This window comes from Streptomyces maremycinicus, assembly GCF_001184025.1.
Taxonomy (GTDB): domain Bacteria; phylum Actinomycetota; class Actinomycetes; order Streptomycetales; family Streptomycetaceae; genus Streptomyces; species Streptomyces maremycinicus.
The window spans coordinates 562,996-588,391 of the sequence record NZ_BBYG01000011.1 but is presented as its reverse complement, the minus strand read 5'-3'; the positions used below and the strand labels follow the sequence as shown (position 1 = coordinate 588,391).

Here is a 25,396-nt window from a genome sequence, read left to right as displayed (position 1 = left end):
ACACTCTTCACCTGGGCAGACGTCCGCGGTACCGCCCTGTGGACAACCCGTTGCCCGGGGAATCCATGTCGTATCGTCGAGGAGATGTCCCGTCGGCCACACGAGCCGCGCCCGCGGGACCGACAGGGAGGCAGGCCCCGTGACGCAGCAGATCCCGTCGACCGAGCCCGAGCTGGCCGGCGTCCGCAACTTCCGGGATGTGGGCGGTCTGCCGACCGCGGACGGCCGACGGGTGCGGCACGGCGTGCTGTTCCGCAGCGGCCATCTCGCGCACGCGACCGACGAGGACGCCGCGTTCCTCTCCGCCCTGGGCCTGCACACGGTCTTCGACTTCCGCAACGCCGCGGACCAGAAGCTGGAGGGCCCGGACGTCGAGCTGCCGGGCGTGCGCAACGTGAACCTGCCGCTGTCGGACCCGGCGGACGGCTCCGAGTTCTGGAAGATGGTCCGCGACGGCGATATCGACCAGCTGCGCGGGATCCTCGGCGACGGCAAGGCAGCCGGCCGCATGATCGCGTCCTACCGCTCGATCATCAGGGAACGGACGGCCGAGCACGCGCAGGTGCTGCACTCCCTCGCCGAGGACAGCGTCCCGGCCCTGATGCACTGCGCGGCGGGCAAGGACCGCGCGGGCCTGTCCATCGCGGTGACACTGCTCGCCCTGGGCGTGGAGCGCGAGGCGATCCTCGCCGACTATCTGGAGTCCAACGCCAAGCACCGCCGCTACCGGGTGCGCCGCAGCGCCGGCTCCGCCGAGGCCTACTCCCCCGAGGTCATGGAGCTGCTCAGCCCCCTCTTCGACGCGCGCGCGGAGTACCTCGCGGCGGCCTTCGAGACCATCGAGGAGACCTGGGGCGGCGTGGACGCCTACCTGGAGCAGGGGCTCGGGCTGTCCCCCGTGACCCGCGAGCGCCTGCGGGACCGGCTGCTCGACTGACACCCCGCCCCGCTGGTGGCGACGGCCAGGGCGCCCTACTGGTTGGCCCCGACCTCGAACAGCAGCCAGAGGAACGCCGCGAAGACGTGTCCCACCGCGATGTAGATGATCAGCCGGATCCAGAGGGTGCGGGGGAACTTCTCCTCGATGTCCTTCATGGCGTCTCTCCGATGTCCGAGGGGGTCGGGCCCAGGCACAGCGTCGCCGTGGGGCTCTGGAGCAGGGTGTGGACGAAGAGCAGGTCGACCCCGTCGTCGTCCCGGGCCGCGATGCGGTGCGGGGTCAGCGAGTCGAAGTGCGCGCTGTCACCGGGCCCGAGCAGCTCGGTGGTGTCCCCGAGGCGCAGCCGCAGACGTCCGCGCAGGACGTGCAGCCACTCCTCCCCGGGATGCACGCGCACCACGTCTCCCTGGGAGCCGTACGGCACATGGACGCGCAGGGCCTGCATCCCGCGCCCGGAGGCGCCCGCCTGCCAGTAGGTCCAGCCGCCCGCGCGGGTCGGCTCCATGTCCGCGGCTCGGACGACGGCGTCCCGGTCGGCGGACGTCTCGCCGAGCAGTTCGGAGACCGTCGTACCGTAGACGCGGGCGAGCGCGAGCAGCATCGGCAGCGAGGGCTGGCGCTGTCCGGTCTCCAGACGGGAGAGGTGGGCGGGCGACAGCCCGGCGGCGCGGGCCGCGGCCTCCAGGGTGAGGGCGGCCCGGCGGCGCAGGGCGCGCAGCTGCGGGGCGACTGCGGGGAGAGCCCTGGCCTCTTCGGCCGGGTCCTCGGACTCGGGCGAGTTCATGGTTCCATTGCACGCCGGAATTGCCTCTGCGGCAAATTTCTTGCCTCAGAGGCAAAAACGCTCGGAAGCCCACGCGACACCGGCCGGACGACCACGCGACACCGCCCGGAAGCCCGCCGACCGTACGCGCCGAAGGCCCGGACGGACGGACGCGGCGCAGACCGGGGCGGCACCGCCGGAGAACCGGACGGCCCGCTCCCGCCCGCTCAGCGGTTGGCCACCGCCTGCTTCACCAGCGTCCTGCCGAAGTCCCACATCAGCCCGCCGCCGCTGTGCGCGTCGTCCATCACGGCGGTGAAGGCGTCGACGAACCGGTCCACCTCCCGCTCACCGATGATCAGCGGCGGGATCAGCTTGATCACCTCGAGGTGATCGCCGGAGACCTGGGTGAGGATCCGGTGCCGCTGGAGCAGCGGTACCACGACCATCTGCGCGAAGAGTCCCTTGCGGGCCGCCTGGAGCATGGCCCAGCGGCCGCGCAGCTTCAGCGACCTGGGCCTGCCGAACTCGATGCCGATCATCAGACCCCGGCCGCGGACGTCGGCCAGCAGCTCGTACTTGTCGACCAGGGCCGCCAGCCGTGACCTGAGCAGATCGCCGGTGGCCCGCGCGTTGGCCACGATCTGCTCGTTCTCCAGCACGGACAGCACCGCGAGCCCGGCCGCCATGGCCTGCGCGTTGGACCCGAAGCTCGCCGAGTGCACCAGCACCCGGTCCATCGACGAGTAGACCTTCTTGAAGATCCAGTCCTTGCCGAGCGTGGCGCCGACCGGCACATAGCCCCCGGACAGCGCCTTGGCCACGCACACCAGGTCCGGCTCCACGCCGTCCTCGTGCTGGTAGGCGTAGAAGTCGCCGGTCCGGCCGAGGCCCGTCTGCACCTCGTCGGCGATCAGCAGCGCCTTGTGCCGGTGCAACAGCTCCTGTGCCCCGCGCAGCCAGCCGGGCGGCGCCTCGTACACCCCCTTGCCCTGGATCGGCTCGACGATCAGGGCGGCGACGTCCTTCTTGCGCAGCTCGGCGGCGAGTGCGTCGAGATCGCCGAGCGGGACCGCGGTGTCGGCCAGCAGGGGCGCGAACCCGTCCCGGAACCCCGACTCGCCGTTCACCGACAGCGAGCCCGTGGTGAGCCCGTGGAAGGCGTGGTCGCAGTACAGGACCCGCGGCCTGCCGGTGGCGTACCGGGCGAACTTCAGCGCCGTCTCCACCGCCTCGGTGCCGCTGTTGCCGAAGAACACCCGGTCCAGGTGCGGGCTGTGGGCGAGCAGCTTCTCGGCCAGCAGCCCGGGCAGCGGCTGGCAGTCGAAGCGGGTCAGGTCGGCGAGCTGGGCGTCGAGGACGTCGTGCAGCGCCCTGCGGACGACGGGGTGGTGCCGGCCCAGGCCCATCACCCCGAACCCGGCGAGCATGTCCAGGTAGTCGTTCCCCTCCGCGTCCCAGAAGTACGCGCCCTCGCCGCGCTCGTAGACCTTGTCGAAGCCGATGGTGTGCAGCATGCGCGGCAGCTGGTGGTTGAGGTATCTGCCGTGCAGCTCGTAGCGCTCGGCTCCGCGCTCGGCGAGGAGGGCGCCGAGGTCGAACTCCGTGGTCATTCAGCTTTCTCCTTGACTGGGCCGGACTGCGCGGAGCCGGCCGACCGGACGTCCCGGGCGGCCAGGCTCGCGCTGATCCGGCCGGCCACCTCGACGGGGGTGAGGCCGATGTCGGCGAGCACCTCGCCGCGCTTGGCGTGCGCGAGGAACTGCTCCGGGATCCCGAACCGCCGTACGGGCACGTCGACCTCGGCGTCGCCCAGGGCCAGCGCCACCGCCGAGCCGACGCCTGCGGCACGGCTGTTGTCCTCGACGACGGCCACCAGCCGGTGCTCGGCGGCGAGGCCGGGCAGGGCCTGATCGACGGGTTTCACCCACCGGGGATCGACGACCGTGCAGGCGACGCCCCTGGCCTCGAGCAGCTCGGCGGCCTGGAGACACACCGGCGCCATGACGCCGACGGCCACCAGCAGCACCTCCGCGCCGTCGGCGCGGTGCAGCACGTCCATGCCGCCCACCCGGCCGACGGCCGGCACCTGCGGTCCGACCGACTCCTTCGGGAAGCGGACCAGGGTCGGCGCGTCGTCCACCGCGACCGCCTCCCGCAGCTGTGCGCGCAGCTGCTCGGCGTCGCGGGGGGCCGCGATGCGCAGTCCGGGGACGACCTGGAGCACGGACATGTCCCACATGCCGTTGTGGGACGCCCCGTCCACGCCGGTGACACCGGCCCGGTCCAGCACGAACGTGACCCCGCAGCGGTGCAGGGCGACGTCCATCAGCAGTTGGTCGAAGGCCCGGTTGAGGAAGGTGGCGTAGACGGCGACGACGGGGTGCAGGCCCCCGGTCGCCATCCCGGCCGCGCTCACGGCCGCGTGCTGCTCGGCGATGCCGACGTCCCACACCCGGTCCGGGAAGCGTTCGGCGAACCGCGCGAGCCCCACCGGATGCAGCATCGCCGCGGTGATCGCCACCACGTCGTCGCGTTCCTCGCCGATCCGCACGATCTCGTCGCCGAAGACGGACGTCCAGGACGGCCCGCCCGCGGGCGTGAGCGGCACGCAGGTGAGGGGGTCCATCGCGCCGACGGTGTGGAAGTGGTCCTCCTCGTGCGCGAGGGCGGGCTCGTAGCCGCGGCCCTTCTCGGTCAGGCAGTGCACCAGGACCGGTCCGTGGAAGCGCTTGGCCCGCCGCAGCGCGGACTCGACGGCCTTGATGTCGTGCCCGTCGATGGGACCGACGTACTTCAGGCCGAGGTCCTCGAACATGCCCTGCGGCGCGAAGGCGTCCTTGAAGCCCTTCTTCGCCCCGTGCAGCGACTCGTAGACCGTGTGGCCGACCACCGGGGTGCGCAGCAGTACGTCCTTCCCCCAGGCCAGCACCTTCTCGTAGCCGTCGGTCGTGCGCAGGGTGGCCAGGTGGTTGGCGAGCCCGCCGATGGTCGGCGCGTACGAGCGCTCGTTGTCGTTGACGACGATGATCAGCGGCCGGTCCTTGGCGGCCGCGATGTTGTTCAGCGCCTCCCAGGCCATGCCGCCGGTGAGCGCGCCGTCGCCGATGACGGCGACCACATGGCCCTTCTCGCCCTGCACCTGACGGGCCTTGGCGAGGCCGTCGGCCCAGCCGAGGGCGGTGGAGGCGTGGCTGTTCTCGATGATGTCGTGCTCGGACTCCTCGCGGGAGGGGTAACCGGACAGGCCGCCCTTGCCGCGCAGTTTGGAGAAGTCCTGACGGCCGGTCAGAAGCTTGTGCACATAGCTCTGGTGGCCGGTGTCCCACAGGACGCGGTCGACCGGCGACTCGAAGACCCGGTGGAGCGCGACGGTCAGTTCGACCACGCCCAGGTTGGGTCCCAGGTGTCCGCCGGTCCTGGCGACCGCGTGCACCAGGAACTCCCTGATCTCTTCGGACAGTTCACCGAGTTCCGCCTCGGACAGCGCCTTCAGGTCGCGTGGTTGCCGGATGTTCTCCAGGATCGTCACGTCGGGCCCCCTTCGGTCCGTGCTGTTCAGCTCACGGTGACGGCCGGCTCCCCCGCCGCGACGCCGTCCTGTTCCATCTGCTCGGCGATCTTCATCGCCTCCTCGATGAGGGTCTCCACGATCTTCGACTCGGGGACGGTCTTGATGACCTCGCCCTTCACGAAGATCTGCCCCTTGCCGTTGCCGGAGGCGACCCCCAGATCCGCCTCCCGCGCCTCGCCGGGGCCGTTGACCACACATCCCATGACGGCCACGCGCAACGGGACCTCCATGCCCGTGAGGCCCGCCGTGACCTCTTCGGCCAGCTTGTACACGTCGACCTGGGCGCGGCCGCAGGACGGGCAGGAGACGATCTCCAGTCGCCGCTGCCGGAGGTTCAGCGACTCCAGGATCTGGATGCCGACCTTCACCTCCTCGGCGGGCGGCGCGCTCAGCGACACCCTGATCGTGTCGCCGATGCCCTGGGAGAGCAGGGCGCCGAAGGCGACCGCCGACTTGATCGTGCCCTGGAACGCCGGGCCCGCCTCGGTGACACCGAGGTGCAGCGGGTAGTCGCTCTGCGCGGCGAGCTGCCGGTACGCCTCGATCATGACCACCGGGTCGTTGTGCTTGACCGAGATCTTGATGTCCCGGAAGCCGTGCTCCTCGAAGAGGGAGGCCTCCCACAGCGCGGACTCGACGAGCGCCTCGGGGGTCGCCCTGCCGTACTTCTGGAGCAGACGGCGGTCCAGCGAGCCGGCGTTGACGCCGATACGGATCGGCGTGCCGTGCTCCTTCGCCGCCGCGGCGATCTCCTTGACCTTGTCGTCGAACTGCTTGATGTTGCCCGGGTTCACCCGGACCGCCGCGCAGCCCGCCTCGATGGCGGCGAACACGTACTTCGGCTGGAAGTGGATGTCGGCGATCACCGGGATCTGCGACTTGCGGGCGATCGTCGCCAGTGCGTCCGCGTCGTCCTGGGTGGGGCAGGCCACCCGCACGATCTGGCAGCCGGAGGCGGTCAGCTCCGCGATCTGCTGGAGGGTGGCGCCGATGTCGGAGGTACGCGTGGTCGTCATCGACTGCACCGACACCGGGGCCCCGCCCCCGACCGCCACCGGTCCGACCTGGATCAGCCGCGACTCGCGTCGCGACGCCACCGGCCGGACCGGCATCCCGGGAACGCCCAGGGAGACGGCGGTCATGCCGTCACGCCCGGTTTCCGTTGACGGTCTCGCGCATGGCGCGCAGGGACTCCTTCAGCGAACCCATCGTGGCGAGGACGGCGGTCGGCTCGTAGCCGCAGTGCGCCATGCAGTTGGCGCAGCGCGGGTCCTTGCCCCGGCCGTACTTGTCCCAGTCCGTCTCCTCGATCAGCTCGCGGTACGTCGGCACGTACCCGTCGCTCATCAGGTAGCAGGGCCGCTGCCAGCCGAAGAGCGAGTAGTTGGGGATCGCCCACGCCGTGCACGGGAAGTCGGCCTTGCCCTCGAGGAAGTCGAGGAACAGGGGTGAGTGGTTGAGCCGCCAGCGGCGCCGGTTGCCGCCCGAGAAGGCCTTCTTGAACAGCTCGCGGGTCTGCTCCACGCCGAGGAAGTGCTCCTGGTCGGGAGCCTTCTCGTAGGCGTAGGCAGGCGAGATCATCATCTCGTCGACCTTGAGGTCGTCGTTGAGGTAGTTGAGCACCTCGATGACGGTCTGCGGGGTGTCGGTGTTGAAGAAGGTCGAGTTGGTGGTCACCCGGAAGCCGCGCCGCTTGGCCTCCTTGATGGCCGCCACGGCCTCGTCGAACACACCCTCCTTGGCCACCGACTCGTCGTGCCGCTCCCGCAGTCCGTCGATGTGCACGGCGAAGGCGAAGTAGGGAGAGGGGGTGAACTTCTCCAGCTTCTTGCGCAGCAGCATGGCGTTGGTGCAGAGGAAGACGTACTTCCTCTTGGCCACCAACTGCCGCACGATCTCATCGATCTGAGGGTGCATCAGGGGCTCTCCGCCCGCGATGGACACCATCGGCGCACCGGACTCCAGCACCGCGCCCACGGCCTGGGCGACCGGCATGCGCTGCTTGAGCACTCCCGCCGGATGCTGGATCTTGCCGCAGCCCTCGCACTTGAGGTTGCAGGCGAAGAGGGGTTCCAGCTCGACGATGAGCGGGAACTTGTCCCGCTTGCGGAGCTTCTGTTCGGCCAGGTATGTAGCGACCTTGATGGACTGGCGCAGCGGCATGGCCATGTGGCTCACCTCCGGGGGAGCAGAACATTACGGTGCCATTCGAAAAAAGCAGGCAGGACCGAGCGAAGAACGCGGAAAGCCGATATTCCACCGCGCACCGTGCCGATCCGGACGAGTTCATGTTCAGGAGCGTCCACGACCACCCGGACGGCCGCAACCGGGCGCGGCTCGGTGCGCACGGCGCTCAGCAGCGTCGCCGCCGACTCCATGTCGAGGGCGATCGCGCCGGTCGCCAGCAGGTCGGCCCGCTCGTGACCGCGAACGACGTGATCGGAGCCGGTGAGCGGACCGGTGTGGACGGTGCGCCCGGGCAGGGTGCGGGCGAGTTCCTTGACGAGCAGTTCGGTGCCGACGCAGGGGACACTGCCGCGCGGATCGCGGGTCTCCTCGGCGACGACCAGATCACCGGGGTGCATCCCGGGTGCGAGACCGGCACAGAAGCCGGTGGCCAGTACGGCCGCCCCGGCGAAAACCGGGTCGGCGAGAACGCGGGTGACGGAGCGCTCCGCCGCCCTGGGTCCCATGCCCGTCCGCAGGACGGTGACCGGCCCGTCGGCTCCGCCGCGGTCGCCCATGCGCAGGGCGAGGTGCTCGATGCCGAGGGCGCAGGCGATCAGCAGCGGGGACGGGACGGGCTGTGTGCTCATCAGCCCCCCTTGGCCTCGGTGGAAGCCGCGTGCGTGGCGGGCTGCTGGCCGAACGGCTCTCCGTGGACGTACCGGCCGAGCGCGGTCAGCGGGAAGACCTGCCGGTAGAGGTGGTAGTTGATCGAGAAGTCCCAGGGGAAGCCGGTGCCGGTGAAGTAGGGCTCGTCCCAGGAGCCGTCCTCCCGCTGGGTCCGGGCCAGCCAGGTGACGCCCCGCTCGACGGCCTCGGAGCCCCTCTCCCCGGCCGCCAGCAGCGCCATCAGCGCCCAGGCCGTCTGGGAGGCCGTCGAGGCGCCCCGGCCGCTCCAGCGGGTGGCGTCCTGATAGGAGCGCAGGTCCTCGCCCCAGCCGCCGTCGTCGTTCTGCACCCGCTCCAGCCAGGCGACCGCCCGTCGGATCGCGGGGTGCTGCGCGGGCATGCCCGCCGCGGTGAGCGCGGGCACCACCGACCCGGTGCCGTAGACGTAGTTGACGCCCCAGCGTCCGAACCACGAGCCGTCCGGCTCCTGTTCGGCCAGCAGCCACTCGATGCCGCGCCGGGTGCGCGGGTCGTGCGAGAGCCCTTCGATCGCCAGCATCTCGACCACGTGCGCGGTGACGTCGGCGGACGGCGGGTCGATGACCTCGCCGAAGTCGCAGAAGGGCATCCGGTTGGGGAACGGGCTGGTGTTGTCGACGTCGAAGGCTCCCCAGCCTCCGTTCTTCGACTGCATCCCGAGGTTCCAGCGCACCCCGCGCGCGATGGCCCGGTCCATCCGCTCCGGGTCGTGGTGCTTGACCCGGCGCAGCGCGAGGACGACCTCGGCGGTGTCGTCGATGTCCGGGTAGTTGTCGTTGTGGAACTCGAACGCCCAGCCACCCGGCGGGAGTTGGGGTCTGCTCACCGACCAGTCGCCCGGCCGGACGACCTGCTCGCCGAGCATCCAGTCAGCGGCCTTGACCAGTTGCGGGTGGTCGGCGGGCAGTCCCGCGTCGGCCAGCGCGATGGTCGCCAGACAGGTGTCCCACACCGGTGACTGACAGGCCTCGATCATCCGCGCGCCGTCCTCGCGCCACACGGCGTAGCGATCCAGCGACTCCAGACCCGCCCGCATCACCGGGTGCCGGAGGTCGTAGCCGAGCAGGTGCAGGGCGATCATCGAGTACACGGCCGGCGGCTGGATGCCGCCCCAGGCGCCGTCGTTCTCCTGCCGTTCGACGATCCAGCGGGCGGCGGAGTTCAGGGCCGCCCCGCGCAGCCGGCGCACCGCGACCGACCGGTAGCCGCGCACCACCTTGTCGAGCCGCTGGAAGAGCCCGTCCCAGGTGTTCACCGGGGCGAGCGGCCTGGCCGGGTTGGGGTCGGCGGGGTCGGTGTGCAGCTCGTCGAGCGGGAACGGCGCCGGGCGCACCGGGCGCTTCGCCGACACGACGGTGAGCGGCACGATCGTCTGCCGGGCCCAGCAGCCGAAGTTGTAGATGCTCAGCGGGAACCACTTGGGGAAGAACAGGAGCTCCGGCGGGAGTTCGGGCAGGTCCTCCCACTTCCACCAGCCGAAGAGGGCCAGCCAGATCCGGGTGAAGACCCGGGCGGCGGCGATGCCCCCCTGCTCGCGGATCCACTCGGAGGCCCGGCGCATGTGGGGTGCCTCGGGAGCGTCGCCAGCCAGCCGCAGCGCGACGTACGCCTCGACGGTGGCGGAGAGGTCGGGCGGTCCGCCGTAGAAGGTGGCCCAGGTGCCGTCCTCGCGCTGCTCGCCGCGGACGAAGAGCGCGGCGGCCCGGGTCGTGGCTTCGTCCCGGATGCCGAGGAACTGACGGAGCAGCAGGTCCTCGGCGTCCATGGTGACGTTGGTCTCGAGGTCGCCCTTCCACCAGCCCTCGGCGTCCTGCTGGGCGAGCAGGTGGTCGATGGCGCGTTGCACGGCGCTCGCGGCGGCTTCTTGTACCCCGGCCGCCACGGGGATGGTGATGTCGGTTTCGCTGGCCGCGGCAGCGCGGGGCGGCAGGGCCCCGGTGCTTCCGTCGGTCGTCGCTGTCATGGCTTCCCCTTCGTGCAGTGTGCATGGCGTTGCGTCTGCTGTGGGTCCGCCGTCGGCCGGTGCTCTCTCCTCGCACACCGGCCGGCGACTACGCGAGGGCTATTCGACCGATAGGGATCATCTCTTTCGTACGACGACGAAGTCGGCGAGCGCCGTGAAGCTCTCCCGCACCTGTTCGGGCATGTCCACGGCGTTCAGGGCCTCCAGGGCGACGGCGTGCTGGCGGCGGGCCTCCCCGGCGGTCCAGTCACGGCCGCCGGCCTCCTCGATCAGGGCGGCGCGGGCCGCGAACTCCCCCTCGGAGAAGGTGTCGAAGTCGCTGCTCTTGGCGTCGGCGGCGAGGATCTCCCCGAGCCGCTCGGAGGCGGACCCGTCCGCCGCGAGCGCCGCCACCACGGGCAGGGACTTCTTGCGCTGGCGCAGGTCGCTCCAGGTCTGCTTGCCGGTGGCCTCCGGGTCGCCCCAGATGCCCAGCAGGTCGTCCACGGCCTGGAAGGCGAGGCCGAGGTGGTAGCCGTACTTCTCCAGGGCGTCGGCGGTGTGCCGGTCCGCCCCGCCGAGCACGGCGCCGATGGAACTGGCGCAGGCCAGCAGCGCACCGGTCTTGTTGCCCTCCATCTCCAGGCACTCCTCGACGCTGACCCGGTCGCGGTGCTCGTAGGAGATGTCCTGGGCCTGGCCGTCGATGAGGGCCCGGGTGGCCACGGTCATGCGGTGGGTCGCGCGGGCCGCCTCGGCCGTGCCGAGTTCGAGGAGGATCTCACCCGCGAGGGCGAACAGGGCGTCGCCGACCAGGATGGCCTGGGCGGGGCCGTGCACCTTCCAGACGGTGTCGCGGTGCCTGCGCTGCTCGTCGCCGTCCATCAGGTCGTCGTGCAGGAGCGAGAAGTTGTGGACCAGTTCGACGGCGACCGCGCCGGGGACGCCGACCTCGGGAGCGGCGCCGGTGACCTCGGCGGAGAGCACCGCGAGGGCGGGACGCACGGCCTTGCCGCCGTCGCCGTCGGTCGGGTTGCCCTGGGCGTCGATCCAGCCGAAGTGGTAGGCGGCGACCGTGTCCATGGGCGGTGCCAGACGGTCGACGGCCGCCCGCAGCACCGGTGTGGCCAGGGTGCGGCCGCGCTCCAGGAGCGCGGTCACGTCCACCGCGGTCCTCCGAGCGGCCGGCGTGGCCGGGGGCACAGTGGGCACTGTTTCTCCTCTTGTTGCGGTGCCGGAGAGGGTGCGGGGGTGTGCCGAGCCGTGCTGATCGAGCATCAGGCCGCCTCCTCGAACTCGAAGAGGTGGCGGGGGCGGGGCCGGCCCAGGGCGCTCAGCGCGGCGTCCGCCGCGCTCACGCCGCTGCGGACCGCACTCTCCATGGTCGCGGGCCACCCTGTGGCGGTCCACGCTCCGGCCAGGTACAGGCCGGGGGCTTTGGTACGGGCGCCGGGCCGAAGGCGCCCGACGCCGGGGGCGGGGGCGAACGTCGCCGTGCGCTCCCGGGTCACGAAGAAGTCCCGTACCCCGGCGCCGCGCGTGCCGGGCAGCAGCCGCTGGAGTTCGGGCAGATAGCGCTCGCGCAGCGCGGCGACGGGTGCGTCGATCTCGTCGTGGGCCGCGGACTGGGACAGGGCGAGGTACTGGCCGTCGCGCAGTCCGGAGGCGGCGGTGCGGTCGAAGACCCACTGCACGGGCGTGCCCAGCGCCGCGAGGAAGGGGGTGTCGAGCACCTTGCGGTCGTAGACCACGTGCACGTTGAGGATGGGGGCGGTGCCGATCTCCAGCAGCCGCTCGGCGTGGTCCAGCGCTCCGTCCGGGAGCAGGTCGTACGCCTCGCGCTGGGGTACGGCGAGGACGACCGTGTCCGCGCGGAGCGTCTCGCCGGGAACCTGGACGCTCCACGTCCCGTTGCCGTCCGGACGGAGGGAGGTGACGCGGGTGCGGACCTCGGTGCGCACGCCCGCGGAGTCGAGCGCCTTGCGGGCGAGCCGGTCGTGCAGGTCGCCCAGCGGGACGTGCGCCCAGCCGATGTCGGCGGCGCCCGGCTCGGACAGCAGACCGGTCTTGAACACCATCGCGGCGAGTCCGAGCGAACAGTCGCCCGCGACCGCGTTGAGGGTGGCGACGCCCACCAGGTCCCAGAGGGCCTCGACGGCGCGTGCCGACTGGCCGTGCGCGGTCAGCCAGCTGCCGAAGTCCTGTGCGTCCAGCCGTGGATCGGCGAGGTCGAGCCCCTTGAGGGCGAGCGCGGCACGGCCGACCCCGGCGCGCTCGGCGAGCGAGAGATGCGGATACGTGGCGAGGCTGCGCCCCAGGTGCAGGGGGACGGGCAGCGGGTCGCGCCGCAGTCTGCCGAGCCGTCGTCCCTCGGGCCTGGCCACGTCGACGACGGGCACGTCGAGACGTTCCTGCAACGGCGCCAGCGCGCTGCCCTCGATGCGCTCGAGGAACCAGCGGTAGGCGGTGCAGCAGCGCAGGTAGACGTGCTGTCCGTTGTCCACGGTCAGTTCGCCGCGCCGGAAGGAGAAGGCGAGGCCGCCGAGCCGGGGCCGGCCCTCGAGCAGGGTGACGCGCACGCCCGCGTCGGCGAGCGCGAGCGCGCTGGTCACCCCGGCGAGTCCTCCCCCGACGACGACGGCGGTACGCCCTGAGAGGCCGGACGCTTCCGAGGCGTCCGCGAGTTGCTCGTCGTTCATCCTGCGCCCTCCCGTGCGGACCGGCCATGGTGTGTGAACTCTGCACCGCTGGCCGTCGCAGTCAGGGACGCCGCGCCGCACCGGAGGGTTGCGTGCCGCTTTTCGCCGGTGGAATCACCTTGGCCCACTTTGTCACCGGTCGCCTCCATCAGGGGTGCCTCCTGACGGTCCGTCGCGACACATGGCGGGCGTCCAGACCCGACAGCCCGCGTACGGCCACATAGGCCTTCTCACGGCCGGGCAGCGAGACCCGGCCGCGCAGCACGGCCTCGGGGTCGCGCTCGATGCGGTCGAGGAGGCGGCGGTAGATGCCCGCCATGGCGGCGACACAGGCCCCGCTGCGCCGGTCGAGCAGGGGAAGCAGGCGGTAGCCCTCGGCGAAGAGGGCGCGGGCCCGCCGCACCTCGAAGTGCACGAGGCCCGCGAAGTCGGAGCCCTCAGGCGGCTTCGGCCCGTCGAACCCGGCCGAGCAGCCGAACTTCGCGAGGTCGTCGGCGGGCAGATAGGTGCGGCCGCCCTCGGCGTCCTCGCGGATGTCTCTGAGGATGTTCGTGAGCTGGAGCGCGAGCCCGAGCGTGTCGGCGTACTCGGGCGCGCGCTCGGCGCCGCGCGCCCCCGGTTCGGTGCCGAACACGCCGAGCGAGAGCCGCCCGATGGCGCCCGCCACACAGCGGCAGTAGACCTTCAGGTCGTCCCAGGTCTCGTAGGCCTCGCCGCGCACGTCCATCAGCACGCCGTCGATCAGCTCGTCCAGGCCGCGCAGCGGGATGGGGAAGACCCGTGCCGTGTGCGCCAGGGCGACCGCGACGGGGTCGGTGTCGTCCTCCTCGACCTCGCCCGCGCGCACCCGGGCCAGCAGCGCCCGGGTCTCCTCGAGCCTGGCGGTCTTGACCTCGTCCTCCAGCACGCCGTCGCCGATGTCGTCGACGCGGCGCGAGAAGGCGTACAGCGCCGACATCGCACGGCGCTTGGACGTGGGCAGCAGCCGGATGCCGTACGCGAAGTTGCGCGCCTGCTGTCCGGTGACGGTCTCGCAGTAGCCGTAGGCGGCGAGTACCGGCGCGGACACCTGCGGTGACGACTCCACGGCCCGGATCACCCCTCTCCTCGCAGGGTCACGCCCACCTCGCGCAGCAGCCGGAGCCTGCCGGGCTTGGGCGGGCCGGGAAGGACGTCGTACTCGGCGGCGGCGATCGCCTTGATCGCCGCCCTTCCCCCCGCCACGAAACCCGCGAGCAGCAGCCTCAGCCTGCCGTGAACGCTACCCACCAGGGGGGCGCCTTCATTCAGCAGATCGCGGGCGCGTTCCGCCTCGTACGCGACCAGCGCGCGCACCGACGCGCCCGCGGTGCTCATGGCCAGATCCGATTCCTTGACGTGAAAGCGCTTCATGTCCGCCGCGGGCAGGTAGACCCGGTCGCGGCCGAGGTCCTCGGCCACGTCCTGGAGGTGCTCGACGATCTGGAGGGCGGTGCAGATCGCGTCGGAGCGGCGGATCCGTTCGGGGGTGGCGGCGCCGGTGACGGCGAGGACGAGCCGGCCCACCGGATTGGCGGACAGCTCGCAGTAGGCGAGCAGGTCGTCGTAGGTCTCGTAGCGGGTGACGAGCTGGTCCTGGCGGTTGGCGGCGATCAGGCCGAGGAAGGGCTCCGGGCCGAGCGAGCGGCGGCGCACGGTCGGTTGGAGCCGGCGCAGCAGGGGGTGCCGGGGCGGGCCGTCGGAGCCGTCGAAGACGCGGCGCAGGTCCGCCTCGAAGGCGTCCAGCAAGGTGAGGCGGTCCTCGGCGGCGGTGGCCGACACGCCGAGCAGCCGGGCGTCCTCGCCGCCGGGGGCGAGGTCGCCGTCACCGATGTCGTCGACGAGCCGGGCGAAGCCGTACACGGCCATCAGGTCGTCGCGCCAGGCCCTGGGCAGGAAGAAGGGGGCCACCGGAAAGTTCTCGTCCGCGGCCTTGTCGAGGGTGCCGCGCTCCGGGTCGCCCGTGCGCGGCGCTGCGGACGCCGTCATCGCCGGCCGCCCGGGGCCGGGACGGCACGGCCTGCGTCGGTCTGGGGAGTTTCCGTAGCCATCGCCGTCACATCTCCCGTTCTACACTGCTGACCCAATACACACTATTTCGGACACGCCGCCCAGCCGCCCGCCCAGCGACCCCGGCGGCGGGCACCGTGCGTTTTCGCCCCACTTGGCGCGATTCGGGGGCCGGTCCAGCTTACGTTGTACAACGCGACACGGTTCGCGGGGGTGTCCGGGACATCACAACAACACACCGATTGGCGTCAAGATTCCTGGGCTGAGCCGGAGTTGACGTTTCCTTTGCAGACGCAGGGCCCCGCCGGACAGTTCCGGCGGGGCCCTGGCCGAATCTCGCTACTTGCCCGAGAACTTCTCGTACTCCCGCATGACCTCTTCGGTCGGGCCGTCCAGCCGCAGTTCGCCGCGTTCCAGCCACAGCACGCGGTCGCAGGTGTCCCTGATCGACTTGTTGCTGTGGCTCACCAGGAACACCGTGCCGGCGTGCTCGCGCAGCTCCCGGATGCGCTCCTCGGAGCGCCCCCGGAACTTCGCGTCACCGGTGGCCAGGGCCTCGTCGATCATCAGGACGTCGTGGTCCTTGGCGGCGGCGATGGAGAACCGCAGCCGGGCCTGCATACCGGAGGAGTAGGTGCGCATCGGCAGGGTGATGAAGTCGCCCTTCTCGTTGATGCCGGAGAAGTCGACGATCTCCTGGTAGCGCTCCTTGATCTGCTCGCGGGACATGCCCATCGCGAGCCCGCCGAGGGTGACGTTGCGCTCGCCGGTGAGGTCGTTCATCAGGGCCGCGTTGACGCCGAGCAGCGAGGGCTGGCCGTCGGTGTAGACCTTGCCGCTCTCCGGCGGCAGCAGACCCGCGATGGCGCGCAGCAGCGTGGACTTGCCGGAGCCGTTGGAGCCGATCAGGCCGACGGCCTCGCCGCGGTGCGCGACGAAGGAGACACCGCGCACGGCGTGCACCTTGCGCACCCCGCGTTCCTCGCCCGCGCCGCGGCCGCGCTTGACGATGCGGCTGAGCGCCGCGGTGGCGCTGCCCTTGCCGGACTTGGCGCCGTTGACGCGGTAGACGATGTGGACCTCGTCGGCGATGACGGTCGGGATCCGTTGTCCCGGAAGCGGCTCAACCACGGCCGTACCTCTCCTCCGCCTGCCAGAAGTACACGAAGCCGCCGAGCGCGACGAGCGCGGCCCAGCCGCCGGCGACCGCCCAGACGTGCGCCGGCAGGTTCTCGGCGCCGTACTCCTCGATGAGCGCGAAGCGCATCAGGTCCATGTAGATGGCGGCCGGGTTCCACTGGAGGATGTTGGCCACCCACTGCGGCTTGTCCGCGAGGAAGACGGGGATGGAGAACATCACGCCGGAGGCGTACATCCACGTCCGCATCACGAACGGCATCAGCTGCGCCAGGTCCGGGGTCTTCGCGCCGGCCCGGGCGAAGATCAGCGCCAGGCCGGAGTTGAAGCAGAACTGGAGGACGAGCACCGGGACGATCAGCGCCCAGGAGGCGTCCGGGTAGCTGCCGAAGCCGATCACGACCAGGAACAGCACCAGCATCGAGTACAGCAGTTGCTGGAGCTGCTGGAGGGCGAACGAGATCGGCAGCGAGGCGCGCGGGAAGTGCAGGGCGCGCACCAGGCCGAGGTTGCCCGAGATCGCCCGTACGCCGGTCATCACCGAGCTCTGCGTGAAGGTGAACACGAAGACGCCCGTGACGAGGAAGGGGATGTACACCTCCTTAGACATCCCCCGGCCGGCGTCGAGCAGCAGGCCGAAGATCATGAAGTACACGGCCGCGTTCAGCAGCGGCGTGGCCACCTGCCACAGCTGGCCGAGCTTGGCCTGGCTGTACTGGGAGGCCAGTTTCGCCCGGGAGAACGCCATGATGAAGTGCCGGCGCCCCCAGAGCTGCCGGACGTACTCCCGCAGCGCAGGCCGGGCGCCGCTCACGGCCAGCCCGTACTTGGCGGCCAGCTGTGCCGCCGTGAGTCCCTCGTCGGGCGACGGAGGCGCGGTCACCACGACTCCGACGTCATGCGTTGTCTCACTCACAGGTAGGAAACTTTCGTCTTCGGGATGCGCAGCCTTGACGAGGCCGGCATGAGCCGGGGGGCCCGCGGTACGGCCCGGGGTGCCCTCAGGGACGAGCTTGTCAGATCACCGGGGGCCGGCCCAGTCGGGTCAGCCGCCACACCGTACGCCACTTCATGGGCCTACGAGGTCCGCACGGGGTGCTCCAGCCTTCCCGGAAACCGCCGAACCACGCCTTCAGCGCGGACCCCGAGGGGCGGCGCGCCAGGGTGAGCAGCAGCCAGACCCCGAGATAGACGGGGACCAGCGGAGCGGGAAGGTTGCGCCGGGCCAGCCAGACCCGGTTGCGGGCGACCATGCGGTGGTACACCGCGTGCCGCGAGGGCGCGGTCGTCGGGTGGTACAGCACCATGTCGGACCGGTAGTCGATCATCCAGCCCGCGTCGAGGGCCCGCCATGCCAGGTCGGTCTCCTCGTGGGCGTAGAAGAACTCGTCGGGGAGTCCGCCCACCTCCGCGAAGACCTGGGTGCGCACGGCGTTGGCGCCCCCGAGGAACGTGGTGACCCGGGAGGAGCGCATCGGGTCGGAGGCGCGCAGCCGCGGTACGTGGCGGCGCTGGGTGACACCGGTCTGCGGGTCGGCGATCCGGAAGCTGACGATGCCCAGCTTCGGGTCGGCGTCGAAGGCCCGACGGCACAGCTCGGCCGTGTCGTGGTGGGCCAGCAGGCCGTCGTCGTCCAGGAACAGCAGGATGTCGACGTCCCGGCCGCTGGGGCCGAAGGCCTCGATGCCGACGTTGCGGCCGCCGGGGATGCCGAGGTTCTCGGGCAGCTCGATCGTCCGCACGCCGTCAGGGACGTCCGGGACGGGCGAGCCGTTGCCGACCACGACCACCTCGACCCGGTCGCCGTCCTGCTTGGCGATCGAGTCCAGCAGGGCCCTCAGCTCGTCGGGGCGGTTGCCCATGGTGATGACGACCGCGCCGACCTTCTGGGGCGCGCTCACTTCAGCCTGCTCGACGCGAGGATGGACACCAGGTGCAGCAGGGTCTGGAGCAGCGCGATGCCGGCCAGCACGGCCACGCCGAGCCGGGAGAAGAACAGGTCGCCGCGCACCTGGTCGGCGACCGCCAGGACCAGGATCAGCAGGGACGCCTCGATGCCGAGGATCAGCCGGTGGAACTGGAGCGCCGAGGCGGCGCGGCGGGCGAGCGCCATCCCGGAGGAGCGCGGTTCGGACGCCGACTCCTTGACCGGCGGCAGACCGCCCTGGTGCCGGGCGACGCCGACCAGGTCGGTCTCGGCCTTGATCAGGATCGCGCCGAGCGCGGCCAGCGTGCCGAGGAAGGCCCAGAGCCAGTCGATCCGGCCGGCGCCCCACGGGTCGGCGGCGCGCAGGCCGAAGCCGACCAGGACGGCGGCGTCGGTGAGATACGCCCCGACCCGGTCCAGATAGACCCCGCCGAGCGAGTACTGCTTCTTCCAGCGGGCGATCTCGCCGTCCACGCAGTCCAGCAGCAGGTACATCTGGACGCACACCACGCCGAGCACGGCGCCCGTGATCCCCGGCACCAGCAGGGCCGGGGCGGCGAGCACGCCGAAGACGGTCATCAGGTACGTGAGCTGGTTGGGTGTGACCCTGGTGTTGACCAGGTAGCGGTCGACCCGCAGGGACACCTCACGCATGTAGAGGCGCCCCATCCAGTGCTCACCGCTGCGCCGGTCCTTCACCCCCGGAGGGTGGACGACCGGTCTGAGTTCAGCTACCGATGGCCTTGACATAGTCGGCGTAGATGTCCTTGATCTGTTCGGTCTTGAGGTCGAGGTGTTCGAGGATCGTGTAACGGCCGGGACGGGTCTCGGGAGCGAACTCCACGGCACGGACGAACTCGTCCACCGTGAAGCCGATCTCCTGCGGCAGCACCGGAAGTCCGTGCCGGCGCAGCACCTGGGCCATGTAGGCCGACTCCTCGTGCGCTCCGCGCAGGTACATCGCGAAGGCCGCGCCGAGTCCGCACTGCTCGCCGTGGGCGGCCGCGCGCTTGGGGAAGAGCAGGTCGAAGGCGTGGTTGATCTCGTGGCAGGCGCCGGAGGACGGGCGGGAGTCGCCCGACACCGACATCGCGATGCCGCTCAGCACCAGCGCCTCGGCCAGCACCTGGAGGAAGTCGGTGTCCCCGATGCCGCCGGGGTGGCGCAGCACCGCCTCGCCGGCCTGGCGGGCGATCGCGGCGGCGAGGCCGTCGATCTTCTCGCCCTTGATCCGGTGGGCGAGCTCCCAGTCCGCGATGGCCGAGATGTTGGAGACGGCGTCACCGATGCCGGCCCGCACGAAGCGGACCGGGGCCTCGCGGATGACGTCCAGATCGATCACGACGGCGATCGGGGTCGGCACCCCGTAGGAGCCGCGGCCCGCGTCGTTGTCGAGGGTGGCGACCGGGGAGCACAGGCCGTCGTGCGCGAGGTTCGTCGGTACGGCGACGAGCGGGAGGCCCACGCGTGCCGCGGCGAACTTGGCGCAGTCGATGATCTTGCCGCCGCCCAGGCCGACGACCGCGTCGAAGTGGCCGGCCCTTATGTCGGTGGCCAGCCGCACGGCGTCGTCGAGGGTCCCGCCGCCGACCTCGTACCAGGTGGCGCCGGGCAGGGCGGGGGTGAGGCGCTCGCGCAGCCGGGCGCCCGAGCCGCCGCTGACGGCGATCGCGAGCTTGCCCGAGTGCGAGATGCGCTCGTCGGCGAGGACCCCGACCAGGTCGTCGAGGGCACCCGGGCGGATGTCCACGACGACCGGTGAGGGGATCAGCCGGGTCAGTACTGGCACGCGATCTCCCGTCCACGGGCGAGATCGTCGTGATTGTCGATCTCGACCCACTTGACGTCACCGATCGGCGCCACGTCGATGCGGAAGCCCCGGTTCACCAGTTCCTGGTACCCGTGCTCGTAGAACTGCTGCGGGTCGGTCTCCCACACGGCCTTGAGCGCGTCGGCCAGCTCGGGGGCGGCGTCGCCCTCGATGAGGGTGACGCCGATGTACTCACCGGTGGCCTCGGCCGGGTCCATCAGCTTGGTGATCTTCGTCATGCCCTTGCCGGGGTCGACGACGACCTTCATCTCCTCGTCCGCGAGGGACTTCACGGTGTCGAGCGCGAGGATGATCTTCTTGCCCTCGCCGCGGGCGGCGAGCAGCGTCCGCTCGACGGAGACCGGGTGGACGGTGTCGCCGTTGGCGAGGATCACGCCGTCCTTGAGGGCGTCACGGCCGCACCACAGCGAGTAGGCGTTGTTCCACTCCTCGGCCTTGTCGTTGTCGATGAGGGTGAGCTCGAGGCCGTACTTCGCCTCCAGCGCCGCCTTGCGCTCGTACACGGCCTCCTTGCGGTAGCCGACGATGACCGCGACCTCGGTCAGACCGATCTCGGCGAAGTTGCCGAGCGTCAGGTCCAGGACCGTGGGCTCGCCCTCTATGCCCGCGGGCCCCACCGGCACCAGCGCCTTGGGCAGGCTGTCGGTGTAGGGGCGCAGACGCCGTCCGGCGCCGGCCGCCAGCACGAGGCCGATCATGCGGGTTCTCCTTCATCGTGTACGGACGGGGCGCCTGCCCGGTGGGCGGCGACCCAGAAGCGGATGCTCTCGACGAGCACCACCGCGGCGACGACCACGGCGAGGACCGTGAGCGCGACCGTGAACTGCGAAGCGGTGAGCAGCACGGCGAGCACGGCGACGAGCAGCGTGCGCCCGTCCTGCCCCCCGATGGCGCGCACCAGCCAGGCCGGCGGCGATCCGGCGTTGCCGCGGATGCGGTACACCGTGTCGTAGTGATGGTAGGCGACGGCGGCCACCAGCCCGAAAGCCGCCGGAAGCGCTCCGTTCACATCGGCCCGGGCCGCGAGGACGAGGATCGCGCAGTACTCGCCGGCCCGGAAGAGCGGCGGGACCAGCCAGTCGAGGGTGCCCTTGAGCGGGGCGGAGACGGCGTCCGCGGACGCCAGGACGTACACGACGGCGGCCACCAGGAGCGAGAAGCCGGGGCCGTCGATCCAGGCCGCGAGCACCAGCAGGACGACGCCGACGGCGGCGCTGAAGGGGGCCGGGATGCGGATGCCGGCCGGGAGCCTGCGGGCCAGCAGTTCGGCGAGCGGGCCGCTGTCCGCGAGGTCCGCCAGTGCCTGCGCCGCCCGGTCGGTCCGCCTGGCCTTGCGGGTCAGCGAGCGCAGGACCCGGCCCGCCGTGGTGTAGGTGGCCGCGAACGCGCAGCCGATGAGCAGCGCGTAGAAGGTGATGCGGGGGGTGGTGGCAGCGGTGAGAACGGCGATCATGGCCCATCGTTCGCCGATGGGCAGGACTATCATCCGCCGCACCCAGACCGTCCAGCCGACGCTGTCGAGCTTGTCGGAGAGGGCGGCGGTGGGGCTGGTGTTGGCGGTGGCGTCGTGGTTGGCCTCGTTGAAGGAGAAGTCCACGACGTGCCGGCAGGTCTGGAGGACCATCGCGCCCAGCGCGAGGGCCCACACGTCGTCGCCGCCCCGGGCCGCGCCGAGTGCGAGGCCCGCGTAGTAGGCGTACTCCTTGGCCCGGTCGAAGGTGGCGTCGAGCCAGGCGCCGAGCGTGGAGTACTGAAGGGAGTAGCGGGCGAGCTGGCCGTCGGTGCAGTCCAGGACGAAGGACGCGATCAGCAGGACGCCGGCCGCGACGAACCCGCCCCGGGTGCCGGTGGCCGCGCAGGCCGCCGCGATCAGCGCGGTGATCAGCGAGGCGGTGGTGACCTGGTTCGGGGTGAGGCCGCGGCGGGCGCACCAGCGGGCGATGTAGCGCGAGTACGGGCTGACGCAGTACGTGGTGAAGAAGCCGTCACGGGCCTTCACGGCCGACTTCAGACGGACGGCCTCGTCGTCGACGGCGGCGACGGCCTGTCGTGCCTCGTTGCGGGCCTGCGGGTCGGCGGGGACCTCCGCGACCAGACTGCCCAGCTCGGGGCGGTGCACCTCGACGCCGTCGGCGTCCAGGGCGGCGACGACCCGGTCGGCGAGGCCGTCGACGCTGTCGACGTCCACGCCCGACTTCACCCGGGCGTTGGCGCTGCCGTGCCCGGTGCCGGAGCCCGCCGAGTTCTCCCGGGCCATCGCGCGGGTCAGGGCCTGGCGGCCGGCCGGCTGCGCGGTCACCGCGCCCGGAATCGCGCCGAGCGGGAAGCGGGGGTCGGTGAGGCCGAGCCGGAGCGCGTGCTCGTGACCCACGAAGCGGGCGTCCACGACGGCGACGCGCTGGTCACCGGGGACGGCGGCGAGGAGGGCCTCGGTGTCACCGGCGTCGGAGGCGGTCCGGACGTCGAAGCCGAGGGACCGCAGATCGCCCTCGATCGACGATCCGGGGACCGGCGAGCCGGTGAGGATGGCGGTCGACAACCGAACTCACTCCCTGGGTCCGGCGCGTTCACGCCGGTCATGTACACGGTGGAGGCGCCCCTTGGCCGCACCGGCGACTTCACCGGTGGCCGCGCCAGGCGGGCGGCATGTCGGCAGAGGCTATCGGATGCCGGGAACGCCGTGTTCACCGCCCGTTCAGGCACGATCGACGCGGTCCGGCAGCACGGCCCGAGCCCGGCTTGAACCGGCCTTTGCCGAGATCATCATCGGTGATCGGCGGCCCGGGCGACAAACCGCGCCCCCAGGAGCCGACATCCGGGACATTGCCCACCGCGCCGGGTCGCGCCCGGCGGTCGGCATGCTTCGACATGGGGTGACATGCGCAGGAGTGGCCGGTACGGGCCGGTTCGGCATGGGCCCGACAGCACGGCGGCACGGGGTCGCACGGGGTTTCCGTGGACGTGGTGTGCTCATCGGTGTCGAGGCCGGCTGCCCGGGCCGCGGGCCGCCCGTTCGGCGCCGGGAGCCACGCCGGACGACGGGTGCCGACAGGGGACCGATAGGGGACGGCAGACGGGGGGCCATTGACCTGAGACGGGGGCGGCCATTGACCTGCGCTTCGTTTCCGCAGGTCAGGGCACATGACAACGGTGTTCAGTGCCGCGTTGCCGGATACCCCCCACCCGTAGTTCACTGTGATCGCGGGGCAGAACGCCAGGGCCCACGACGGACCACAGAAGGGCTGCTTCCATGGGGGCTGGGCACGACCACGGTCATACGCACACGCATGTGCCGACCACGGGTACGGCCGCGGCGGCGTACCGGGGCAGACTGCGCGTCGCCCTGTCGATCACGCTCGCCGTCATGGTCGTCGAGATCGTCGGCGGACTGCTCGCGGACTCCCTGGCGCTGATCGCGGACTCCGCGCACATGGCGACGGACGCGCTGGGTCTGGGCATGGCGCTGCTCGCCATCCACTTCGCGAACCGGCCGCCGAGTCAGACCCGCACCTTCGGGCTGGCCCGCGCCGAGATCCTGGCCGCCCTCGCCAACTGTCTGCTGCTGCTCGGGGTGGGCGGCTACGTCCTGTACGAGGCGGTCCAGCGGTTCTTCACCCCCGCCGCCACCGAGGGCGGGCTGATGATCTGGTTCGGCGCGTTCGGCCTGGTCGCGAACATGGTCTCGATGTCGCTGCTGATCCGTGGCCAGTCCGAGAGCCTGAACGTGCGCGGGGCGTTCCTGGAGGTGGCGGCGGACGCCCTGGGTTCGGTGGCCGTACTGATCTCGGCGGTGGTGATCCTGACCACCGGCTGGCAGGCCGCCGACCCGGTCGCCTCCCTAGCCATCGGTCTGATGATCGTGCCGCGCACCCTGAAACTCCTGCGCGAGACGCTCGACGTACTGCTGGAGTCGGCTCCCAAGGACGTCGACATGGCGGAGGTGCGCTCACACATCCTCGCCCTCGACGGGGTGGAGGACGTCCACGATCTGCACGCGTGGACCATCACCTCCGGGATGCCGGTGCTGTCGGCGCACGTGGTGGTGCGCTCGGACGCGCTGAGCGCGATCGGCCACGAGAAGATGCTGCACGAGCTCCAGGGCTGCCTGGGCGACCACTTCGACGTGGAGCACTGCACCTTCCAGCTGGAGCCGAGCGGGCACGCGGAGCACGAGGCGCGGCTCTGCCACTGAGCGGGCGCCGACCGGGCCGCACGGCGTGATCCGCGCCCCTGGTCCGCGCCCCTGGTCCGCGCCCCCGATCCGCACAGACGTTCCGGACGGTTCCCCGGAGTCGGCGCCGGGCAAGATCACCTACCGGGCCCCCTTGCCGCGTGCGGGACATGCGCGCTTTCGCGTGAAGTGCCGGGAGTGCCGGACGCGTACGGCAGACTGGGGACGCGAGGACCGATGCTAAGGATGGGTATGCCGATCACACCTGCCACCGCGACACACACGTCGTCGAACGGCACCGCGGACGCGATCTTGCTGGAGCTGGTCGACGAGAACGGCGTCACGATCGGCACCGCGGAGAAGCTGGCCGCCCATCAGCCGCCGGGACAGCTGCACCGCGCCTTCTCCGTGTTCCTCTTCGACGAGCGGGGCCGGCTGCTGCTCCAGCAGCGGGCGCTCGGCAAGTACCACTCCCCCGGCGTGTGGTCCAACACCTGCTGCGGTCACCCCTACCCCGGGGAGGCGCCGTTCGCGGCGGCCGCGCGGCGCACCTTCGAGGAGCTGGGGGTCTCCCCGACCCTGCTCGCCGAGGCGGGCACCGTCCGCTACAACCACCCGGACCCGGAGTCGGGCCTGGTGGAACAGGAGTACAACCACCTCTTCGTCGGGCTGGTGCAGTCCCCGCCGCGGCCGGACCCGGAGGAGGTCGGCGACACGGCCTTCGTGACACCCGCCGAGCTGGCCGAGCGGCACGCCGGGGGCACCTTCTCCTCCTGGTTCATGACCGTGCTGGACGCGGCGCGCCCCGCGGTCAGGGAGCTGACGGGGCCGTCGGCCGGCTGGTGACCCTCAGGGCACCCGCGCGGGCTTGAGCGGCAGGGCGGCCCAGATCACCTTGCCGCCGCCCGCCGTGTGCTCGACGTCGCAGACCCCGCCCGCCTCCCGGGTGATCTCCCGTACCAGCAACAGCCCCCGGCCGCCCGTACGGCCGTGGTCGGCCTCCAGGGCGGTCGGGCGGTAGGGATGGTTGTCCTCCACCGACACCCGCACCCACTCGGCCCCGACCGCCACCTCCACGGCGAGCACCGGCGACAGCACCGCCGCGTGCCGGACGGCGTTGGTGACCAGCTCGGAGACGATCAGCAGGAGGCCCTGGGCCAGGTCGTCGGAGACCGGCACCCCCTGGCGGTACAGCAGGTCCCGCACGGCGTGCCGCGCCTGCGGGACGGAGGCGTCCACGGCGGACGCGGTGAAGCGCCAGACCCCTTCGTAGGGCAGCGGCCGGGGCACGGCTTCCCCGGCGGCTTCGGAGAGTTCGCCCGGGGCCCCCGTCGGGCGCGGGTCGGGCCCCCGCCCTTGATCGTCCATCGTCCGGTCGCCACCCTCGCGCTCGATTGTCACCACACGTGAAGTGTTGGTACCGAGGCACTCCCCTCCGGATGACTGAACAGAAGTCAGCAGTTATCGAACGTTTCCGACCGGCCCCGGACGAGGAAGTCGACCGCGGGAC

General features: G+C 71.5%; 24 protein-coding genes. 3 read left to right on the top strand and 21 right to left on the bottom strand.

From position 1 onward, the window contains the following. Nucleotides 1–139: 139 nt before the first annotated feature. A complete protein-coding gene (locus AOQ37_RS13010) occupies nucleotides 140–937 on the top strand; it encodes a tyrosine-protein phosphatase (RefSeq protein ID WP_062644378.1) in 798 nt (265 codons plus the stop codon). A gap of 35 nt (nucleotides 938–972) precedes the next feature. Here AOQ37_RS13010 and AOQ37_RS13005 read toward each other — a convergent pair whose 3' ends face one another. The 20 genes from AOQ37_RS13005 to AOQ37_RS12915 form a co-directional block, all read right to left on the bottom strand. Then, on the bottom strand, nucleotides 973–1,095 hold the full coding sequence (locus AOQ37_RS13005) for a DUF6126 family protein (RefSeq protein ID WP_020129477.1): 123 nt from the start codon (nucleotides 1,093–1,095) through the stop codon (nucleotides 973–975). Continuing rightward, on the bottom strand, nucleotides 1,092–1,724 hold the full coding sequence (locus tag AOQ37_RS13000) for a helix-turn-helix domain-containing protein (protein ID WP_062644376.1): 633 nt from the start codon (nucleotides 1,722–1,724) through the stop codon (nucleotides 1,092–1,094). The genes AOQ37_RS13005 and AOQ37_RS13000 overlap by 4 nt, the downstream gene beginning before the upstream one ends. A gap of 206 nt (nucleotides 1,725–1,930) precedes the next feature. Beyond that, complete coding sequence (locus AOQ37_RS12995; RefSeq protein ID WP_062644374.1) at nucleotides 1,931–3,316, bottom strand: aspartate aminotransferase family protein; 1,386 nt, start codon at nucleotides 3,314–3,316, stop codon at nucleotides 1,931–1,933. Beyond that, nucleotides 3,313–5,235 carry a 1-deoxy-D-xylulose-5-phosphate synthase gene (gene dxs, locus AOQ37_RS12990; protein ID WP_062644373.1) on the bottom strand — a complete coding sequence of 641 codons (1,923 nt, stop codon included), beginning with the start codon at nucleotides 5,233–5,235 and terminating at the stop codon, nucleotides 3,313–3,315. Before dxs ends, AOQ37_RS12995 begins: the two co-directional genes overlap by 4 nt. Before the next feature lie 26 nt (nucleotides 5,236–5,261). Further along, entirely contained in the window at nucleotides 5,262–6,419 is a 1,158-nt protein-coding gene (ispG, locus tag AOQ37_RS12985) for a flavodoxin-dependent (E)-4-hydroxy-3-methylbut-2-enyl-diphosphate synthase (RefSeq protein ID WP_062644371.1), read from the bottom strand. Between the two features lie 4 nt (nucleotides 6,420–6,423). Next, on the bottom strand, nucleotides 6,424–7,446 hold the full coding sequence (gene hpnH / locus AOQ37_RS12980) for an adenosyl-hopene transferase HpnH (RefSeq protein ID WP_062644369.1): 1,023 nt from the start codon (nucleotides 7,444–7,446) through the stop codon (nucleotides 6,424–6,426). Nucleotides 7,447–7,451: 5 nt separating this feature from the next. Further along, complete coding sequence (locus AOQ37_RS12975; protein ID WP_062644367.1) at nucleotides 7,452–8,093, bottom strand: phosphorylase family protein; 642 nt, start codon at nucleotides 8,091–8,093, stop codon at nucleotides 7,452–7,454. Then, nucleotides 8,093–10,114 carry a squalene--hopene cyclase gene (gene shc, locus AOQ37_RS12970; RefSeq protein ID WP_062644365.1) on the bottom strand — a complete coding sequence of 674 codons (2,022 nt, stop codon included), beginning with the start codon at nucleotides 10,112–10,114 and terminating at the stop codon, nucleotides 8,093–8,095. The genes AOQ37_RS12975 and shc overlap by 1 nt, the downstream gene beginning before the upstream one ends. Nucleotides 10,115–10,231: 117 nt before the next feature. Beyond that, the gene (locus tag AOQ37_RS12965; RefSeq protein ID WP_062644363.1) at nucleotides 10,232–11,260 is read right to left on the bottom strand and encodes a polyprenyl synthetase family protein; all 1,029 of its coding nucleotides are present in this window, start codon (nucleotides 11,258–11,260) and stop codon (nucleotides 10,232–10,234) included. 110 nt (nucleotides 11,261–11,370) lie between these two features. Continuing rightward, nucleotides 11,371–12,792 carry a hydroxysqualene dehydroxylase HpnE gene (gene hpnE, locus AOQ37_RS12960; protein WP_062644361.1) on the bottom strand — a complete coding sequence of 474 codons (1,422 nt, stop codon included), beginning with the start codon at nucleotides 12,790–12,792 and terminating at the stop codon, nucleotides 11,371–11,373. Then, on the bottom strand, nucleotides 12,789–12,941 hold the full coding sequence (locus tag AOQ37_RS42125) for a DUF6380 family protein (RefSeq protein ID WP_374701493.1): 153 nt from the start codon (nucleotides 12,939–12,941) through the stop codon (nucleotides 12,789–12,791). Before AOQ37_RS42125 ends, hpnE begins: the two co-directional genes overlap by 4 nt. Beyond that, nucleotides 12,941–13,891, bottom strand: coding sequence for a presqualene diphosphate synthase HpnD (gene hpnD / locus AOQ37_RS12955; protein WP_062644359.1), 951 nt, complete (start codon nucleotides 13,889–13,891; stop codon nucleotides 12,941–12,943). Before hpnD ends, AOQ37_RS42125 begins: the two co-directional genes overlap by 1 nt. After that, nucleotides 13,888–14,799 carry a squalene synthase HpnC gene (gene hpnC, locus AOQ37_RS12950; RefSeq protein WP_062644357.1) on the bottom strand — a complete coding sequence of 304 codons (912 nt, stop codon included), beginning with the start codon at nucleotides 14,797–14,799 and terminating at the stop codon, nucleotides 13,888–13,890. Before hpnC ends, hpnD begins: the two co-directional genes overlap by 4 nt. Nucleotides 14,800–15,159: 360 nt before the next feature. After that, complete coding sequence (locus AOQ37_RS12945) at nucleotides 15,160–15,951, bottom strand: ABC transporter ATP-binding protein (RefSeq protein ID WP_062644355.1); 792 nt, start codon at nucleotides 15,949–15,951, stop codon at nucleotides 15,160–15,162. Then, nucleotides 15,944–16,873 carry an ABC transporter permease gene (locus tag AOQ37_RS12940; RefSeq protein WP_062644353.1) on the bottom strand — a complete coding sequence of 310 codons (930 nt, stop codon included), beginning with the start codon at nucleotides 16,871–16,873 and terminating at the stop codon, nucleotides 15,944–15,946. The genes AOQ37_RS12945 and AOQ37_RS12940 overlap by 8 nt, the downstream gene beginning before the upstream one ends. Nucleotides 16,874–16,973: 100 nt before the next feature. After that, entirely contained in the window at nucleotides 16,974–17,858 is an 885-nt protein-coding gene (locus AOQ37_RS12935) for a glycosyltransferase family 2 protein (protein ID WP_062644352.1), read from the bottom strand. Then, nucleotides 17,855–18,634, bottom strand: a complete 780-nt coding sequence (locus AOQ37_RS12930) for a CDP-alcohol phosphatidyltransferase family protein (RefSeq protein ID WP_078890154.1) — start codon at nucleotides 18,632–18,634, stop codon at nucleotides 17,855–17,857. The genes AOQ37_RS12935 and AOQ37_RS12930 overlap by 4 nt, the downstream gene beginning before the upstream one ends. Further along, nucleotides 18,612–19,673: an iron-containing alcohol dehydrogenase family protein gene (locus AOQ37_RS12925; RefSeq protein WP_062644350.1), complete on the bottom strand. Its 1,062-nt coding sequence runs from the start codon at nucleotides 19,671–19,673 to the stop codon at nucleotides 18,612–18,614. Before AOQ37_RS12925 ends, AOQ37_RS12930 begins: the two co-directional genes overlap by 23 nt. Beyond that, entirely contained in the window at nucleotides 19,661–20,413 is a 753-nt protein-coding gene (locus AOQ37_RS12920; protein ID WP_062644348.1) for a phosphocholine cytidylyltransferase family protein, read from the bottom strand. The genes AOQ37_RS12925 and AOQ37_RS12920 overlap by 13 nt, the downstream gene beginning before the upstream one ends. Continuing rightward, nucleotides 20,410–22,254: a DUF5941 domain-containing protein gene (locus AOQ37_RS12915; protein ID WP_062644346.1), complete on the bottom strand. Its 1,845-nt coding sequence runs from the start codon at nucleotides 22,252–22,254 to the stop codon at nucleotides 20,410–20,412. The genes AOQ37_RS12920 and AOQ37_RS12915 overlap by 4 nt, the downstream gene beginning before the upstream one ends. 711 nt (nucleotides 22,255–22,965) lie before the next feature. Here AOQ37_RS12915 and AOQ37_RS12910 point away from each other — a divergent pair. Both AOQ37_RS12910 and idi read left to right on the top strand, forming a co-directional pair. Then, nucleotides 22,966–23,907: a cation diffusion facilitator family transporter gene (locus tag AOQ37_RS12910; RefSeq protein ID WP_062644345.1), complete on the top strand. Its 942-nt coding sequence runs from the start codon at nucleotides 22,966–22,968 to the stop codon at nucleotides 23,905–23,907. 231 nt (nucleotides 23,908–24,138) lie between these two features. Further along, nucleotides 24,139–24,732 carry an isopentenyl-diphosphate Delta-isomerase gene (gene idi, locus AOQ37_RS12905; protein WP_062644343.1) on the top strand — a complete coding sequence of 198 codons (594 nt, stop codon included), beginning with the start codon at nucleotides 24,139–24,141 and terminating at the stop codon, nucleotides 24,730–24,732. Between the two features lie 3 nt (nucleotides 24,733–24,735). Here the strand turns inward: idi and AOQ37_RS12900 are convergent, their stop codons facing one another. Continuing rightward, complete coding sequence (locus tag AOQ37_RS12900; RefSeq protein WP_062644532.1) at nucleotides 24,736–25,254, bottom strand: ATP-binding protein; 519 nt, start codon at nucleotides 25,252–25,254, stop codon at nucleotides 24,736–24,738. Between the last annotated feature and the right edge of the window lie 142 nt (nucleotides 25,255–25,396).